At 72.7% G+C, this 17533-nt stretch carries 12 protein-coding genes; 3 read left to right on the top strand and 9 right to left on the bottom strand.

The features are described from left to right. Window positions 1-45: 45 nt before the first annotated feature. From ACFZAT_RS29580 to ACFZAT_RS29565, 4 genes are all read right to left on the bottom strand, one after another. On the bottom strand, window positions 46-2499 hold the full coding sequence (locus ACFZAT_RS29580; RefSeq protein WP_391268582.1) for a [protein-PII] uridylyltransferase: 2454 nt from the start codon (window positions 2497-2499) through the stop codon (window positions 46-48). Between the two features lie 52 nt (window positions 2500-2551). Beyond that, the gene (locus ACFZAT_RS29575) at window positions 2552-2890 is read right to left on the bottom strand and encodes a P-II family nitrogen regulator (protein ID WP_018102395.1); all 339 of its coding nucleotides are present in this window, start codon (window positions 2888-2890) and stop codon (window positions 2552-2554) included. Then, on the bottom strand, window positions 2887-4236 hold the full coding sequence (locus ACFZAT_RS29570; protein ID WP_391268581.1) for an ammonium transporter: 1350 nt from the start codon (window positions 4234-4236) through the stop codon (window positions 2887-2889). Before ACFZAT_RS29570 ends, ACFZAT_RS29575 begins: the two co-directional genes overlap by 4 nt. Window positions 4237-4613: 377 nt before the next feature. Then, window positions 4614-6086, bottom strand: a complete 1473-nt coding sequence (locus ACFZAT_RS29565; RefSeq protein ID WP_391268580.1) for a hypothetical protein — start codon at window positions 6084-6086, stop codon at window positions 4614-4616. Window positions 6087-6446: 360 nt separating this feature from the next. Here ACFZAT_RS29565 and ACFZAT_RS29560 point away from each other — a divergent pair, with 360 nt between their 5' ends. Further along, window positions 6447-7106: a bifunctional DNA primase/polymerase gene (locus tag ACFZAT_RS29560; protein WP_391268579.1), complete on the top strand. Its 660-nt coding sequence runs from the start codon at window positions 6447-6449 to the stop codon at window positions 7104-7106. A 72-nt stretch (window positions 7107-7178) separates the two neighbouring features. Here ACFZAT_RS29560 and ftsY read toward each other — a convergent pair whose 3' ends face one another. Then, a complete protein-coding gene (gene ftsY, locus ACFZAT_RS29555; protein ID WP_391268578.1) occupies window positions 7179-8369 on the bottom strand; it encodes a signal recognition particle-docking protein FtsY in 1191 nt (396 codons plus the stop codon). Between the two features lie 124 nt (window positions 8370-8493). Here ftsY and ACFZAT_RS29550 point away from each other — a divergent pair, with 124 nt between their 5' ends. Beyond that, a complete protein-coding gene (locus ACFZAT_RS29550) occupies window positions 8494-9873 on the top strand; it encodes a cytosine permease (protein WP_391268577.1) in 1380 nt (459 codons plus the stop codon). On the opposite strand, the gene ACFZAT_RS29545 is transcribed toward ACFZAT_RS29550, so the two are convergent. The 4 genes from ACFZAT_RS29545 to ACFZAT_RS29530 form a co-directional block, all read right to left on the bottom strand. Next, entirely contained in the window at window positions 9870-11294 is a 1425-nt protein-coding gene (locus tag ACFZAT_RS29545) for a sugar porter family MFS transporter (RefSeq protein WP_391268576.1), read from the bottom strand. The two genes, ACFZAT_RS29550 and ACFZAT_RS29545, sit on opposite strands and share 4 nt — an antisense overlap. A gap of 100 nt (window positions 11295-11394) precedes the next feature. After that, window positions 11395-15129: an AAA family ATPase gene (locus ACFZAT_RS29540; protein ID WP_391268575.1), complete on the bottom strand. Its 3735-nt coding sequence runs from the start codon at window positions 15127-15129 to the stop codon at window positions 11395-11397. Between the two features lie 229 nt (window positions 15130-15358). After that, window positions 15359-15568: a hypothetical protein gene (locus ACFZAT_RS29535; RefSeq protein WP_018102403.1), complete on the bottom strand. Its 210-nt coding sequence runs from the start codon at window positions 15566-15568 to the stop codon at window positions 15359-15361. 437 nt (window positions 15569-16005) lie between these two features. After that, window positions 16006-16287, bottom strand: a complete 282-nt coding sequence (locus ACFZAT_RS29530) for an acylphosphatase (protein ID WP_051093064.1) — start codon at window positions 16285-16287, stop codon at window positions 16006-16008. 142 nt (window positions 16288-16429) lie between these two features. Here ACFZAT_RS29530 and ACFZAT_RS29525 point away from each other — a divergent pair, with 142 nt between their 5' ends. Further along, on the top strand, window positions 16430-17464 hold the full coding sequence (locus ACFZAT_RS29525; RefSeq protein WP_391268574.1) for a CAP domain-containing protein: 1035 nt from the start codon (window positions 16430-16432) through the stop codon (window positions 17462-17464). Window positions 17465-17533 lie beyond the last annotated feature (69 nt).

Raw genomic sequence — 17533 nt, 5'->3', positions numbered from 1 at the left:
GTATCCGGACGCCGGAGAACGCCAAGACCTCGCCCGGTTCCGGCCTCAGCCGAGCGCCTTCTCGACCTCCTGGGCCAGCTCCGCCGCCCGCTTCGCCGGCAGCGGCTCGCCGTCCACGTCCGTGACGTAGAAGGCGTCGACGGCGTTGGCCCCCAGGGTGGACACATGCGCGCTCCGCACCCGTACCGCGCTCCGCTCCAGTGCCTGCCCGATGCGGTGCAGCAGCCCGGGGGCGTCCTGCGCGCGCACCTCGATCACCGTGGCGAGCCGGGAGCCCGCCGGGGCCACCGTCACCCGGGGCGGCGGCGCCTTCACGCCGCGCCGCCGGGGGTAGGCCGCCTCCCGCTCGGCGAGGCGGGCGGGGATGTCCAGGGTGCCGTCCAGGGCGCGTACGAGGTCGGCGCGCAGCCGGTCCGCCCGGGGCAGCGAGCCGTACTCGGCGGCGACGCGCCAGCTGAGCAGCAGCAGGTCCGCGGAGTCCCCCAGCTCCGTGGGCAGCTCCACGGCGCGCAGGTCGGCGGCGCGGACGGTGAGGCGGTGCAGGGCGAGGACCCCGGCGGCGGCGGGCAGCACGCCGGGCCGGTCGCGCAGCGCGATGAGGAGTTCGACGCCGACCGGTTCCGGGCCGTCCTCCTCGTGCGGGGTCTCGGGCCGGGTGTGCAGGGCGAGGACCGGGGTGCCGGTGCGCAGCGCCTCGATCGCGAGGCGCTCCTGCTCGGCGCTCGGCGCGGCCGGCTCGGGCTCCTCGGGGGCCTCCCCCGCCAGGACCTGGGCGACGCGTTTGACGAGTTCGGTGACGAGGGAGGCGCGCCAGGCGGACCAGGCGGCGGGCCCGGTGGCCAGCGCGTCGGCCTCGGTGAGGGCGTGCAGCAGCTCCAGGGTGGCCGTGGTGCCGACGGCGTCGGCGACGGCGCGGACGGTGGCCGGGTCGTCCAGGTCGCGCCGGGTGGCGGTCTCGATGAGCAGCAGGTGGTGGCGTACGAGGGCGGCGATGACGCCCACGTCGTGCTGGTCGAAGCCGATGCGGGCGGCCATGTCGCGGGCGATGACCTCACCGGCGACGGAGTGGTCGCCGGGCCAGCCCTTGCCGATGTCGTGCAGCAGGGCGGCGACGAGGAGGAGGTCGGGGCGGCCGACGCGGCGGGTGAGCGAGGCGGCGCGGACGGCCGTCTCGACCAGGTGGCGGTCGACGGTCCAGGTGTGGACGGGGTTGCGCTGGGGGCGGCAGTGGACGCGTTCCCAGTCGGGCAGCAGGCGGGTGACCAGGCCCTCGGCCTCCAGCGCCTCCCAGACGGGGATGGTGGCCTCGCCGGCGCCGAGCAGGGTGACGAGTTCCTCGCGGGCCTCGGCCGGCCAGGGCACCGGGAGCGGCTGGGCGGTGGTGGCGAGGTGGCGTACGACGTGGCGGGAGAGCGGCAGCCCGGACTGGGCGGCCGCGGCGGCGGCGCGCAGGACGAGCACCGGGTCGCGTTCGGGCCGGGCGGTGCGGGCGAGGACGGCCTCGCCGTCGGCCTCCACGACACCGTCGGCGAGCGGGGTCCGGTCCGGCGCGGGGGTCCGGCCGCCGCCGAGCAGGGCGCGCAGCCGGGGCCGGGCGGAGCGGGCGCGCAGGACCCGGCCGACCTCGCGCCAGGTGACGTCGGTGGCGTACGAGACGGTGCGGGCGGCCTCGTAGACCTGGCGGAGCAGGGCGTCGGCGTCGAGGAGGCCGAGGGCCTGGGCGACCTGGTCCTGTTCCTGGAGGGCGAGGCGGTCGGTGGCGCGGCCGGTGGTGAGGTGGAGGGCGTCGCGGGCGTCGAGGAGGACGCGGCGGGCCTCGGCGAGTCCTTCGCGGGGGGCGTCGGCGACCCAGGAGGCGGCGACGGCGCGCAGGGCGGTGACGTCGCGCAGGCCGCCCCGGGCCTCCTTGAGGTCGGGTTCGAGGAGGAACCGCAGTTCGCCGTGGCGTTCGGCGCGTTCGCGGCAGAGTTCGCGGAGGTCCGGCAGGCGCTTGGGGGCCTGGTTGCGCCAGTCGGCGAGGATCGCGGTGCGCAGGGACGCGACGAGGCCGAGGTCGCCGGCGACCGGGCGGGCGTCGAGCAGTCCGAGCTGGACCTTGAGGTCCTCGCCGGCGGTCTTGCGGGCCTCGGCGGGGGTGCGTACGGAGTGGTCGAGGGCGAGGCCCAGGTCCCAGACGGGGTACCAGATCCGGTCGGCGAGGGCGGCGACGGCCGCGGGGTCGGCGGTGCCGTCGTGCAGGAGGAGGAGGTCGAGGTCGCTGCGCGGGGAGAGTTCGCCGCGGCCGTAGCCGCCGACGGCGACGAGGGCGGCGCCCCGGATCCCGGCGTGCTGGGCCGCGCCGGTGAACAGACCGGTGAGCCAGTCGTCGGTGAGGGCGGCGAGGGCCGCACGGCGCGGCGGCCCGGGCCGCTCCTTCTCCTGGAGAAGGCGCAGCCGGGCCGCCGCATAGCCGCTGGGGCGCGAGTCCTCGGATTCGGTGGTCGCTTCGATGCTCGTCACCCAGCTGCCCTTTCCGTGTGCGTAACCGTGCGAAACAGTCGGCGGGGGCCGGTCAGAGGGCGTCCGGGCCGCGTTCGCCCGTACGGACCCGCACGGCCGTCTCGACGGGGACGGTCCAGACCTTGCCGTCACCGATCTTGCCGGTGCGGGCTGCCTTGACGACGACGTCGAGGAGCTGTTCGGCGTCCTCGTCCTCGACCAGGACCTCGATGCGGATCTTGGGGACGAGGTCGACGGTGTACTCGGCGCCCCGGTAGACCTCGGTGTGGCCACGCTGACGACCGTAGCCGCTGGCCTCGGTGACGGTGAGGCCCTGGACGCCGAACGCCTGGAGGGCTTCCTTGATCTCGTCGAGGCGGTGGGGCTTCACGACTGCGGTGATGAGCTTCATGCGTCCACCTTCTTGTTCGTCGGGGCGGCCGGGCCGGGGGCGGGGGCGGCGGTACGGGAGGCCGCGCCGCCGCCGGCGCCGCTGAAGTCGTACGCGGTCTCGGCGTGTTCGACCTGGTCGATGCCGGAGACCTCGTCGTCCTCGTCCACCCGCATCCCCAGGATCTTGTCGACGAGGAAGGCGAGGATCGCGGAGACGACGAGAGAGTACGCGAGGACCGCGAAGACCCCGACGGCCTGCTTGCCGAGCTGGTCGAGCCCGCCGCCGTAGAAGAGGCCCTTGGCGTCGGACTGGACGCCGCCGGTGGCGAAGAAGCCGATGAGCAGGGAGCCGATGATGCCGCCGACGAGGTGGACGCCGACGACGTCCAGGGAGTCGTCGTAGCCGAACTTGTACTTGAGGCCGACGGCCATGGCGCACAGGACGCCGGCGATGGCGCCGACCGCGATGGCGCCGAGCGGGCTGACCGCGCCGCCGGCCGGGGTGATGGCGACGAGTCCGGCGACCGCGCCGGAGGCGGCACCCAGGGTGGTGAAGGCGCCGTGGCGGATCTTCTCGTAGGCGAGCCAGGCGAGCATCGCGGCACCGGTGGCGACCTGCGTGTTGACGAACATGACCGCGCCCACGCCGTCGTCGTTGCCGAGCCAGGAGCCGGCGTTGAAGCCGAACCAGCCGAACCAGAGGAGACCGGCGCCGAGCATGACGAGCGGCAGGCTGTGCGGCCGCATCGGGTCCTTCTTGAAGCCGACGCGCTTGCCGATCACCAGGATCACGCCGAGCGCCGCCGCACCCGCGTTGATGTGGACGGCCGTACCCCCGGCGAAGTCGATGACGCCGAGCTCGAACAGCCAGCCGCCCGCGCCCCACACCCAGTGCGCGACCGGGAAGTAGACGACGGTGACCCACAGCGTGATGAACAGGGCCCAGGAGGTGAACTTGACCCGGTCGGCGAGGGCACCGCTTATCAGGGCGGGCGTGAGGACGGCGAACATCAGCTGGAACACGGCGAAGACGTAGACCGGGATGGTGTAGCCGTCCCAGAGTTCCGTGACGCCGATCCCGCTGAGGCCGACGAAGTCCTGGCTCCAGCCGATGACGGATCCGGCGTCGGTCCCGAAGGCGAGGCTGAAGCCGTACAGCACCCAGAGGATCGTGACGATCCCGAGGCTGATGAAGCTCATCATCAGCATGTTGAGGGTGCTCTTGACGCGGACCATGCCTCCGTAGAAGAAGGCGAGGGCCGGGGTCATGAGCATCACCAGGGCCGAGCAGATGAGCATGAAGCCGGTGTTGGCGGCAGACAGCGTCGGGGTGTCTGCGGCAAGCGTCGTGATGCCTGGGGGCATCGGCGTCTCCTCGTCGTCGGTGCGGCCGCGCGCGGGCGGTGGGGGCACAACCACTGCGGAACCACTGGGGAAAGTGCGGGCCGGTTATGAGCCACGAGGTTCGCCCAGCGCCGTTTCGGCCGGTGCGCCGCGATGTTTCGCGGCAGTGACGAAGGGAAGCGACGTGTTACGTCCCCATGAACCGCGCATGCCGTACCCACGCTCGCGCCCACTCTGCGGCCCGGGCCGCATACGGTGCGGTTACGACGCTCCGACGGGGGAACGACCACACGAACCGGCCACGGCGATCACCCGTTGACCTGGCAATGGGGGGAGCCGAAGTCGGTCCGTACTGGGTGATCGTCGTGGCCGGGGACTGCGGGCCCGGTGGACCGTCGCTAGACGGTTTCCACGGTTTCGGGCAGCTGTTCGATGAGGAGTTCGGTGAGCCGGGCGACCTCGGGCACGTCCCCGAAGTCCCTGGCGGCGGTGTCGACGGTCTTGCGGAGCCGGGTGTTGACCCGCTCGGAGCGCACCTTTTTGGCCACGCGCAGCGCCTGCTCGGCCGGCGCGGTGGACGCCTCGGGCTCGCCCTTGAGGAGGTGCACGGTGGCGAGGCCGATCAGGTTGAGCGCGTAGGAGCGCTGGTGCTCGTCGTCCTCGCCGAAGAGCTGGACCGCCCTCTGCATGACGGGCTCGGCGAGCGAGGCGTACGTGGGGCTGCGGCCGGCCACATAGGCGAGGTCCCGGTACGAGTGCGAGTTCTCGCCGTTCAGTTCGGCCTCGGAGAAGAAGCGGATCCAGTCGGGCTCCGGCTCGCCGTCGACACCGGCGTCGAGGAAGGTGTCCTCGGCCATGCGGACCGCCCGCTTGCACTTGCTGGGCTGGCCCATGTTCGCGTAGGCGCGGGCCTCCATCGCGTACAGCATCGCCTGGGTGCGCGGGGTCGCGCAGTCGCGGCTGCCGTACTGGGCGAGGTGGATCAGCTCCAGGGCGTCGTCCGGGCGGCCGAGGTGGATCATCTGGCGGCTCATGCTGGACAGGACGTACGAGCCGAGCGGCTTGTCGCCGGCCTCCTTGGCGGCGTGCAGGGCGAGCACGAAGTACTTCTGGGCGGTGGGCTGGAGGCCGACGTCGTAACTCATCCAGCCCGCCAGCTCGGCCAGTTCGGCGGCGCAGCGGAACAGCCGCCTGGAGGTGGCGGCGGGCTGGGGCTCCTGGAGCAGGTCGGTGACCTCGTGGAGCTGGCCGACGACGGCCTTGCGGCGCAGTCCGCCGCCGCACTGCGCGTCCCACTGGCGGAACATCGTGGTGGTCGACTCCAGCAGGTCCAGCTCGGGGCCGGAGAGCCGCGACGGGCGGCGGGCGGCGGCGGGTTCCGGTTCGGCGGCGGGGGCGGCCGCGACCGGGACCAGCCAGCGCTGCATGGGCTCGATGAGCGCGGGACCGGCGGCGAGGGCGAGCGAGCTGCCGAGGAAGCCCCGGCGGGCCAGCATCAGGTCGCTCCGGGAGAACTCGCTGAGCAGGGCGACGGTCTGCGGGCCCGCCCAGGGCAGGTCCACACCGGCCACGGAGGGAGCCTGGTGCGGGGTTCGCAGCCCCAGGTCCTCGACGGCCACGACGCTGCCGAAGCGCTCGGAGAACAGCTCGGACAGGATGCGCGGGATGGGCTCGCGCGGCTGCTCGCCGTCCAGCCAGCGCCGCACCCGGGAGGTGTCGGTGCTGATGTGGTGGGCGCCCATCTGGCGCGCCCGGCGGTTCACCTGCCTCGCCAGCTCGCCCTTCGACCAGCCGCTGCGCACGAACCATGACCCCAGTTGCCCGTTCGGGCGCTTGCCGGCATTCGTCTCGCCTGCGCCGCTGCCACTCACGGATAAGCCCCCATCCCGCCGAATACGTGTCGCGCGAAGCACCACCAGAATGCCTCGAACTCATGTCGCCCGTACGGGCGTTGGGCCCGATCGAACAGAGAACCGGGTTGCCTGCGGCATACCCACGGGCGCACATACTTCCATGGTTCGTGTACCGACGGTAATCCTGTGATCACGGGCCCGGCGAGGCCTTTGCGTAATCGCCACCATTCGCCACCCCTTCGATTGAACGCCACCCCCATGGGCCGCGATTCACTTGACAGGACGATTCGCACGGGCGCGAGGAAGCGCCCGGGGGCGCGCGGGCGGTTGCACGCTCCTCTTCGTAACCACCGGTGAACCGGACCCGTTGGAGGGGGCATGGGCTTCACGATCGGAATCCGCGAGATGCGCACCGGCGCACGGCGTCGCGCCCGTGCCGCCGCCGGCGGTACGGAGGTGGCCGAGTACACCGGGCTGTGGGGCTGGGCCGTGGTGCCCGGGGCCCGCGCGGCGGGCGGCGCCTGCTCCTGCGGGACCCCCGGCTGCGCCGCCCCGGGCGCGCATCCGCTGGAGTTCGCCCGTGAGGTGCCCGCCGGGGCGACGCTCGACGCGGCGGCGCGCGCCTGGGCCGAGGTGCCCGGCGCCTCGATGATGCTCCCCGTGGGCCGGAGCTTCGACGTGCTGGACGTGGCGGAGGGGGCCGGGCGCCGGGCCCTGGTGCGGATGGAGCGGATGGGGCTGCCGCTCGGCCCGGTCTCGGTGACCCCGCAGGGCCGGGCGCAGTTCTTCGTCGCGCCGGGCGCCGCCGCCGAGCTGCCCCGGCTGCTGTACCGGATGGGCTGGGACGACGCGGGGCTCGATCTGCGGGCGCTCGGCCCGGGCAGCCACATCACCGCTCCGCCCTCGGACCGGGGCGGGCTGGGGCCGGTCCGCTGGCTGCGGGCGCCCGGGCCCGACAGCGCGACGCCGCCGGAGGCCCGGCTGCTGCTGGGCACGCTGGCGTACCTCTGCCACCGGTGGGCGGCGCCCTGCGGCTGAGCCGCGTACCGTCCGGACGCCGAGAAGCCCGGCCGCGCGAAACGGCCGGGCTTCTCAGCTGTCGCGTGGGGGTCAGTCCCCGATCAGCGCGTCCACGAACGCCTCGGGCTCGAACGGGGCCAGATCGTCCGGGCCCTCGCCGAGTCCGACGAGCTTGACCGGGACGCCCAGCTCGCGCTGGACGGCGATGACGATGCCGCCCTTGGCGGTGCCGTCCAGCTTGGTGAGGACGATGCCGGTGATGTCGACCACCTCGGCGAAGACCCGCGCCTGCACCAGGCCGTTCTGCCCGGTGGTGGCGTCCAGGACGAGCAGCACCTCGTCCAGCGGGCCGTGCTTCTCGACGACCCGCTTGACCTTGCCCAGCTCGTCCATGAGCCCGGTCTTGGTGTGCAGCCGGCCTGCGGTGTCGATGAGCACCACGTCGGCGCCCTCGGCGATGCCCTCCTTGACCGCGTCGTAGGCGATGGAGGCCGGGTCGCCGCCCTCCGGACCGCGCACGGTACGGGCGCCGACGCGCTCGCCCCAGGTCTGGAGCTGGTCGGCGGCGGCGGCACGGAAGGTGTCGGCCGCGCCGAGCACCACGCTGCGGCCATCGGCGACGAGCACCCGGGCCAGCTTGCCGGTGGTGGTGGTCTTGCCGGTGCCGTTGACCCCGACGACCATCACGACGCCGGGGGTCTCCAGACCGCCCTCCGTCTTCACGGCGCGGTCGAAGTCGGTGCCGAGCAGGGTGAGCAGTTCCTCACGGAGCAGGGCGCGCAGCTCCTCGGGGGTGCGGGTGCCGAGCACCCGGACGCGCTCGCGCAGGCGCTCGACCAGCTCCTGGGTGGGGGCGACGCCGACGTCGGCGGTGAGGAGGGTGTCCTCGATCTCCTCCCAGGTGTCCTCGTCCAGATTGTCCCGGGACAGCAGGGCGAGGAGCCCCTTGCCGAGGGTGTTCTGCGAGCGGGCGAGGCGGGCGCGCAGCCGGACGAGCCGGCCGGCGGTGGGCTCGGGGACGTCGAGCGCGGGGGCTTCCGGCTCCACGGTCTCCGGCGCGGCCTCGGCGGGCGGGGCCGCGACGTCCTCGATGGTGCGGCGCGATTCCTCGCGCGGCTCTTCGGCCTCCTCGCCGACACGGGGCTCGGCGGGAGGTGTGATGGTCGGCGTGCTCGACGGTGCCGGGGGCAGCTGCTTCTTCTTGCGGCTGCTGACCACGAGCCCGCTGATCACGCCGACCGCGACCAGGGCGATGACTACAGCAAGGATGACGAATTCCATAACCCTCCCAGTATCGGTCACCCGGGCCGGCAATCCAGGGAGGGACCGGTCCGGCGCAGGATCGCGGGCCCGTGCGACCTCGCGGTCGTCACGCCCGGTATGCCGGAAAGGTACGATCCTGGCCGTGGAGACCCGTGGCCTGGACCCCGTGCCCGACGAGGAGCGCACCGGCCGGGTCCGGTCCCTCTTCCCCACCTGGGCCACGGCCAATATGACCGTGCTGCTCCTCACCGTGGGCGCGGGGCTCGTGGTGCTGAACGGGCTGAGCTTCTGGCAGGTGCTGGTGGCGGCCCTGTTGGCGCCGCTGATCTCGTTCGGCCTGGTCGGCTTCGTCTCGCTGGCCGGGAAGCGCGGCGGCGCCCCCGGCATGGCGCTGTCGCGCGCGGTCTTCGGCGTCCGGGGCAATCTGGCGCCGGGGACGCTGATCTGGATGGCGCGGTGGGGCTGGGAGACGATGAACGCGGTCACCGGCGCGTACGCCCTGCTGACCGTGGGCCAGGTCCTGTTCGGGGTCCGGAGCACGACCGCGCTGATCATGGCGACGCTGATCGCCTTCGTGGCGGGCAGCTTTCTGCTGTCGGGGCTCGGGCTGCGGGCGCTGCGGGTGTGCTGCGTCTGGTCGGCGTATCTCTTCGGCGCCTTCAGCGTCCTGGTGCTGGCGCATCTTGCGGTGACGGTGCCGTGGCGCGCGGTGCTCGACCGGCCGCCGGGCGCGGTGTCGATGGTGATCGCGGGCATCGGCACGCTGACGGCCGGGGGGATCAGCTGGGCGCCGTCCGGTCCGGACTTCGCCCGCTATCTGCCGCGCTCCTCCTCGGGCCGGGCGACGGTCGCGGCGACGGTGGGCGGGGCGCTGGTGGTGCTGGTGCCGCTGGTGGTGATGGGGGCGGTGATGGCGGTGCGGACGCCGGAGCTGGCGCTGACCCGCGATCCGGTCTCCTTCATCGGGATCCTGCTGCCGACCTGGCTCTCCGTCCCGTATCTGGTGGTGGCGGTCACGGGGATGGTGCTGGTCAACGCGCTGTCGATGTACTCGGCCGGGTTCACCGCGCAGAGCCTCGGCATCACCGTGCCGCGCGCCTGGGCCGTCGGGGTGAACGCGGCGATCAGCCTGTTCCTGGGCTCGCTCCTGATGATGGTGGCGAGCAGCTTCATCGACGCCTTCGTGTCGTTCCTGCGGCTGCTCGCGGTGACGTTCTCGGCGTGGATCGGGGTCTTCGCCACGGACATGCTGCGCGGCCGGGCCTACGACCCGGTGGCGCTCATGGACACCGGCCGGGGCGGTGCGTACTGGTACACGGGAGGCATCGCGTGGCCCGCCGTGGCCGCCTGGGGCGCGGGGCTCGTGGTGGGGCTGCTGTTCACCGGCGTGGAGTGGTTCACCGGTCCGCTCGCCGGGACCTGGACGGGCCGCAGCGGCCTGGGCTGGGCGGTCACGGCGCTCGTCTCGGGCGGCCTGTACGCGGTGCTGCCGCGCCCGGGCCGCCCGGACGAAGGGCCCTAGCCCATCTCCTCCAGCGCCTTGCCCTTGGTCTCCTTCACGAACTTGAGGACGAAGGGGATCGAGAGCGTGGCGAAGCAGGCGTAGATGATGTACGTGCCCGAGAGGTTCCAGTCCGCGAGGCTCGGGAAGCTGGCGGTGATCGCCCAGTTGGCGATCCACTGCGCGGACGCGGCGACGCCGAGCGCGGCGGCGCGGATGCGGTTGGGGAACATCTCGCCGAGGAAGACCCAGACCACCACACCCCACGACAGGGCGAAGAAGAGCACGAAGATGTGGGCGGCGGCGAGGGCCACCGCGCCCTGGGCGGTCGGGAGCTTGCCGTCGACCAGGTCGGCGGAGAAGGCCCACGCCTCGAAGGCGAGGGCGACGGCCATGCCGCAGGAGCCGACGAGGGCGAGCGGGCGGCGGCCGACGCGGTCCACCAGGATCATCGCGATGACGGTACCGATGATGTTGACGATCGACGTGGTGAACGACCAGAAGAAGGAGTCGGTCGGGTCGATGCCGACGGACTGCCACAGCGTCGCGGAGTAGTAGAACGCCACGTTGATGCCGACGAGCTGCTGGAACACCGAGAGGCCGATGCCGACCCAGACGATCGGCAGGAAGCCGAAGCGGCTGCCGAGCAGGTCCCTGAAGGACGACTTGTGCTCGCGGCGCATCGCGGTCTCGATCTCGTCGACCCGCGCGTCCAGGTCGACGTTCTTGCCCTCGACCTCTTCGAGGATCTTCCGGGCCCGCTCCCGCTTGCCGATGGAGAGCAGGAAGCGCGGCGACTCGGGGATCGCGAAGGAGAGCAGCCCGTAGAGGACGGCGGGAACCACCATCACGCCGAGCATCCACTGCCAGGCTTCCAGCCCGCCGATCTTGCCGCGCTGGTCGCCGTCCGCGATCTGCAGGATGCCGTAGTTGACGAGCTGGGAGATGGCGATGCCAATGACGATCGCGGCCTGCTGGAAGGAGCCGAGCCGGCCCCGGTAGGCGGGCGGCGAGACCTCGGCGATGTAGGCCGGGCCGATCACCGAGGCCATGCCGATGGCGAAGCCGCCGATGATGCGCCACATCGCCAGGTCCCAGAGCGCGAACGGGAGCGCGGAGCCCACGGCGCTGATCGTGAAGAGGACGGCGGCGATCTGCATGCAGCGGATGCGTCCGATGCGGTCGGCGATCCGGCCGGCCGTGGCGGCGCCGATCGCGCAGCCGATCAGCGCGATGGCGATGACCTGGGCGAGCGTGCCGGAGCCGATGTCGTAACGGTGGCGGATCGCCTCGACGGCACCGTTGATCACGGAGCTGTCGTAGCCGAACAGGAAGCCGCCCATCGCGGCGGCGGCGGTGATGAAGATGACATGGCCGAGGTGGTCCGGATGGGCCGAACGGGCCCCGGACTCCGGTCCGGATCCTGGCGACGTACTGGTCACGTAAGTCCTCCCTGGGGCGGGGCCACGGCATCGGACATGGGTAAGTGGATCTCAAGTGGCGCACATCTTCGGCCCCGCCACCACTCGGGTTCCCCCGCGCTCAGCGAAGACGCTGGCTGATCACCTTCGATACGCCGTCGCCCTGCATCGAGACGCCGTACAGCGCGTCGGCGACCTCCATCGTCCGCTTCTGGTGCGTGATGACGATGAGCTGTGAGCTCTCCTGGAGCTCCTCCATGATCCGGATCAGCCGCTGGAGGTTGGTGTCGTCCAGCGCCGCCTCGACCTCGTCCATGACGTAGAACGGGCTGGGCCTCGCCTTGAAGATCGAGACCAGCAACGCCACCGCCGTGAGGGACCTTTCCCCGCCGGACAGCAGGGAGAGCCGCTTGACCTTCTTGCCCGGCGGCCGGGCCTCGACGTCCACCCCGGTGGTGAGCATGTGGTCGGGATCGGTCAGGATCAGCCGCCCGTCACCGCCCGGGAAGAGGCGCGAGAAGACACCCTCGAACTCGCGCGCGGTGTCCCGGTACGCCTCGGTGAACACCTGCTCGACCCGCTCGTCGACCTCCTTGACGACCTGGAGCAGATCGGCCCGGGTCTTCTTCAGGTCCTCCAACTGCTCGGAGAGGAACTTGTGCCGCTCCTCCAGCGCGGAGAACTCCTCGAGGGCGAGCGGATTCACCTTCCCGAGTTGCTGATACGCCCGTTCGGCCGACCTGAGCCGCTTCTCCTGCTCGGCCCTGACGAACGGCCGGGGCTGGTTACGGGGATGCTCCGGGTCCTCCGGCAGCTCCTCCCCCTCGGCGGGCGGCGACGGCGGGACCGGCTGGTCGGGTCCGTAGTCCGCCACCAGACCGGCCGGCTCGACGCCCAGCTCCTCCAGCGCCCTGGTCTCCAGCTGCTCCATCCGCAGCCGCTTCTCGGCCCCCAGCACCTCGCCCCGGTGCACCGAGTCCGTCAGCTTGTCCAGCTCCCCCTTGAGGTCCCGGCCGCGCAGCCGCTCCGCCGCCAGCTCGCGCTCCCGCTCCCCCTTGGACGCCTCGGCCGCCGCCCGCTCCCGCTCCGCCCGCACGACGGACACCTCGACGTGCGCGAGGAGCTGCCGGGCCCCCGACGCCACGGCCGCCGCCACCTCCGCCTCGTGGCGCAGCCGGGCGCGCCGCCGCTCGGCCCGGGCCCGCGCCTCGCGCTCGGCGCGCGCGGCCCGGTCCAGCGAGTCGGCGCGTCCGGCGAGGGCCTTGACGCGTTCCTCGTGTGTACGGACCTGGAGGCGGGCCTCCATCTCGGTCTGGCGGGCGTTGGCACCGTCGGCCGCGAGCCGGTCGCGCACGCCGGTGTCCGGTTCGTCGTCGGCACCGTCCCCGGCCGCCTCCTCGGCGACGAGCAGCCGTTCGGCCAGCTCCTCCGCCTCCTCGGTGGCCCGCTCCAGCGCCTCCTGGGCCCGGGCTGCGGAGGCGTCCATGCGCTCGGCCTCACCGGCGGCTCCCCGTGCCTGTCCGGCCAGGCGGCCGAGTTGCTGGGCGACCCCGGAGCGCTCCCGCTCGACGGCCCTGCGCCGCTCCCCCAGCTCCTCGACCAGGGCCGCCGCCTCGGTGCGCCGCCCGGCCGCGAGCCGCTGGGCCCCGGCCAGTTCGGTGCAGCGCACGGCGAGCCCGGCGAGTTCGGCGGCGGCCTCGTCCACGGACGCCTGCACTTCGAGGAGGCTGGGCGCCCCGGCGGAGCCGCCGTGCGCGAAGTGGGCGGAGAGGAGGTCGCCCTCCCCCGTCACCGCGGTCAGCTCCGGGTGCGCGGCGACCAGGTCCTCGGCGTCCTCCAGGGTCGCGACGACCACCATGTCCCGCACCAGCCTGCGGACGGCGGCCACCAGTTCGACGGGACCGCTGACGAGATCGGCGACGTGGGCGCCGGTGCCGCCCGTGGGGGCGAGGGCCTGTGCGGTGTGCACGGGGTCCGGCGCCCGCGTCGCCGGTCCGGACTCCACCGCTCCGCCGCCCTCCGCGCCCTGGCCGGGAAGCGCGAGGTGCGCGGCGGCGCCGTGGTGCGGCGGGTGTGCCGAGGTGCCCTGACCGGGTACGTGCCCGGTGGCGTCGCCGTCCCCGGTGGCGGACCGCGCCGGGGCGCCCAGAAGCAGCGCCGCGCGCCCCGCGTCCTGCTTGCGCAGCAGCCGGATCGCCTCGGCCGCGGTGGCCGGGTCCGTGACCGCGACCGCGTCCGCCGCCGCGCCCAGCGCCGCCGCCACCGCGACCTCGTGGCCCGGGGCCACCGTGAGCAGTTCGGCGGCGGGCCCGAGCAGGCCGGTGAGCCGGTCGCGGGCCCCGAGCAGCGCCCCCGTGCCGTCCTTGCGCCGCAGCCCGAGGGCGAGCGCGTCGTGCCGGGCCGCGACCGCGGCGCGCTGCCGTTCGGCGGCGGTGGCCTCCTCGCGGGCCCGGGAGTGCGCCGCCTCGGCATCCTTCAGCGCGTGGCGGGCGGCCTCGTGCTGTGCGCCGAGTTCGGTGTCCCCGGCGTCCAGGCCGTCGACCTCGGCCTTCAGCTCCTCGTACTCCTCCTGCGCGGCGACCGCCCGCTCCCGGGCCTCGTCGCGCGAGGCGGAGAGCCGGTCGATCTCCGCCTGGGCCGAACCGGCGCGGCTGCGGGCGGCGTTGACCTGGCCGTGCAGCCGGGCGAGCCCTTCGCGGCGGTCGGCGAGGGCGCGGGCGGCGTCCTTGAGGCGGCGCTCCTCGGCCGCCAACTCGCGCTCCAGCTCATGGCGGTGGGATGCCGTGTCGTCCAGGGCGTGTTCGGCCGCCTCCAGGGCGGCGGTCAGCTCGGCCTCCTGCTCGCGGATGCGGGCGGCCTCGCGCTCCATGTCCTCGGGGTCGCGGCCCCGGCGCTCCTCCTCGGGCGGGGCGGTGGCGCTCTTCACCCGGGCGTCGGCCAGCGAGATCGTGCCGCGCACCCGTTCGGCGAGCTGCGAGAGCTCGTACCAGGTCTGCTGGGCGCGCTGGAGCCGTGGCGTCAGCCGCCTTACCTGGTCCTCCAGTTCGGCCTCGCGGGCGAGGGCGGCCTTGAGCTCCGCCTCGGCGGCCTCCCGGCGCTGCTTGAGCGCGGCCTCGTCGGCGATCTCGCTGCGCAGGGCGGTGCGCAGCGTCACGAGGTCGTCGGCGAGGAGGCGCAGCCGGGCGTCGCGCAGGTCGGCCTGGATGACGGCGGCGCGGCGGGCCACGGCCGCCTGCCGGCCGAGGGGCTTCAGCTGTCTGCGCAGTTCGTCGGTGAGGTCCTGGACCCTGGCGAGGTTCGCGCCCATCGCGTCCAGCTTCCGCAGCGCCTTCTCCTTGCGCTTGCGGTGCTTGAGGACGCCGGCCGCCTCCTCGATGAAGGCGCGGCGGCCCATCGGGTCGGCGTGCAGGACGGAGTCCAGCTGTCCCTGGCCGACGATGACGTGCATCTCGCGGCCGATGCCGGAGTCGGAGAGGAGTTCCTGGATGTCCAGCAGCCGGCAGGTGTCGCCGTTGATCTGGTATTCGCTGCCGCCGTTCCGGAACATGATCCGCGTAATGGTGACTTCGGCGTATTCGATCGGCAGGGCACCGTCGGAATTGTCGATCGTCAGCGAGACCTCGGCCCGGCCCAGCGGCGGCCGGCCGGTGGTCCCGGCAAAGATCACGTCCTCCATCTTGCCGCCGCGCAGGGATTTCGCGCCCTGTTCACCCATGACCCAGGAGAGCGCGTCCACCACATTGGATTTGCCCGACCCATTGGGCCCGACGACACAGGTGATGCCGGGTTCGAACCGCAGCGTCGTGGCGGAGGCGAACGACTTGAAACCGCGCAGGGTCAGGGCCTTGAGGTGCACGCCGCCGGACTCTACCTTTCACTCTCGGTTTCGCTGATGAAGGTGCAGGGCACATCAGACGGTAAGGGAAGGGGTGTACGTCCGGGGCGGGACCTGCGCGAGGCTGGGGGAAAAGAAAGAAGGGACGCCGAAGCGTCCCCTGTGATTCTGCGGATCAGGCGGTACCGCACACGTGCCCGCGGCCTGACGGAAATGCGGGCGTGGCGTGCGGATCAGGTCGCCGTGCGGGTCAGGTCAGTGCCGGCTCCGCCTGGGGTACGTCGATGTCGATGCTGTCGAGCAGCGACTGGTGCTGGGCGGCGGCGTTGAGCGCGTCGTTCTCCTCCTGAATCCGTACGAGCTCGGATTCGAGGTCCTGGACGCGCTGCTGGAGCCGTCGCATCTCGGCGAGGAGTCGCGGGTCGGAACCGCCGACGTAACCGAGAAGCGCCTTTGCCATGATGGATGGTCCTCCACAATGAGTGACCGACCGATGCGGTGTGGGTCGTGAGGGATCGCACCCGCGGTGTTCGGCAGTGCTCGCTGTCACTGCTGTCCTGCTGCCTACCAGCTCTGCCGAACAGCTGAGGTGCGCGGGGATTTCAGAGTCTCACCAAAAAGTTTGACGGTCAACACGATCACACCCCACAGAGGCGGGCGTCCCGGGGGCGCGCGGCAAGACGATCATGCGGCGCGACTCTCCGACGGGGCCCTCAGGGGTACGGAGATCATCCTTAGGGCGGCAGCCTGGCATGCCAACCGAATCTTGGCAACCATCGGAACATTCCGCAGGTCATTTCATGTGTACGCGCGACGGGGCCGCCGGCCGTCACCACCCGCCGCGCATCGAACACGGGCCGAACACGAGCCCCTTTCGGGAGCCTTTCGGGGGCGCTCTCAGCGGATCGCGAATCCCTCGTATCCGCCGCGCGGCGTGTCCCATATCTCAGTGACGCCGTCAACGCGGCCGGGTGTGTCGTCGGAGCGGAGCCAGTCGAGAAGACGGTGGCAATTCTCACGCGGCCCCTCCGCCACGACCTGTACCCGGCCGTCGTCCAGATTGAGGGCGAATCCGGTGAGGCCGCCGATCTCCAAAGCGTTTGCCCTGGTGAACCAGCGGAAGCCTACTTGCTGTACTCGGCCGCGTACCCACGCGGTGAGCCGTGCATCTTCGTTCATGCCCGAACGCTATCGGTCACATTGCTTTCGGAGCACGTCCCGGCGAATCGCCATGGCGTACAGTCCCCTCGCAAAAGCTTCACTCGATCGGGTGAGCACGGGCGCCGAAAACGGCGTCCGCGTCGTCAGAAGGGCACAGCAGATGGGACGCCATCGTCGCAGCGCCGCAGCCCCCGCCGCTGAGGAACACGCGGACGGGGCCTCGGCCCGGCACCGCGGGACGGGCCGCAGAAAGCGGTCCGCGATCCCCGTGCGCACCGGACTCATAGGCGTCTCGGCGGCCGTGGCCGTCGGCGCCGTCGCCGTGGCGTCGGGGCTGCTGCCCGGCGGGGACAGCTACACCGTGGGCGGCGGTCCGGCCGCCGACCAGGTGCGCTCCCAGGCCGCCCCGGACCTGCTCACCCAGGGGGGCATCACCGCGTCGCCCTCCGATCGGTCCTCCGCTTCCGCACCGGCGAGCCGCGGGACCGACCGGCCCTCCGCGCCCAAGAAGTCGCACTCCGCGACGTCGAAGCCCTCCGATTCGGCCTCGCCCAGCGCTTCGCACTCGCCCTCCGCTTCGGCTTCCGCTTCTGCCTCGCCCTCGAAGACGGCCGCGGCTTCCACGTCCGCGTCGCCGTCCAAGACCGCGTCGCCGTCCAAGACCGCCTCGCCCTCGAAGACCGCGTCGCCGTCGAAGGCCACGTCGGGCAGGAAGGGGTCGGCCGCGCCCTCCTCCTCGTCCTCGAAGGCCCCCGCCGCCAAGGCCGCGAAGCCCTCCGCGCCGGCCCCGTCGAAGAGCAGCGCTCCGACGAGCACCGCCGCCTCGGCCCAGGCCGCGATCCTGGCGCTCGTCAACGAGGAGCGCGGCAAGGTGGGATGCAGCCCGGTCACCGCGAGCGCCTCGCTCAACTCGCTCGCCCAGGACTTCAGCGACGACATGGCGGCGCGCGGCTTCTTCGACCACACCGACCCCGACGGCAAGAGCCCCTGGGACCGGGCGGACGCGGCCGGTGTCTCGGGTCTCGGCGGCGAGAACATCGCCCGCGGACAGGCCGACGCACAGGCCGTGATGGACGCCTGGATGAACAGCGACGGCCACCGCGCAAACATTCTCAACTGCGATTACAAGACGCTCGGCGTCGGCGTCCACTACGGGGCCGGCGGCCCCTGGTGGACCCAGGACTTCGGCTTCTGACCCGCACCACCGCCGCACCCACCGCCTCGTACGCCCCACTCGCCTCCCGCGAATCACACTGACTCAGGG

The organism is Streptomyces sp. NPDC008163, from assembly GCF_042956885.1.
Lineage (GTDB): Bacteria > Actinomycetota > Actinomycetes > Streptomycetales > Streptomycetaceae > Streptomyces > Streptomyces drozdowiczii_A.
This window is presented reverse-complemented; position numbering and strand designations above follow the sequence as displayed.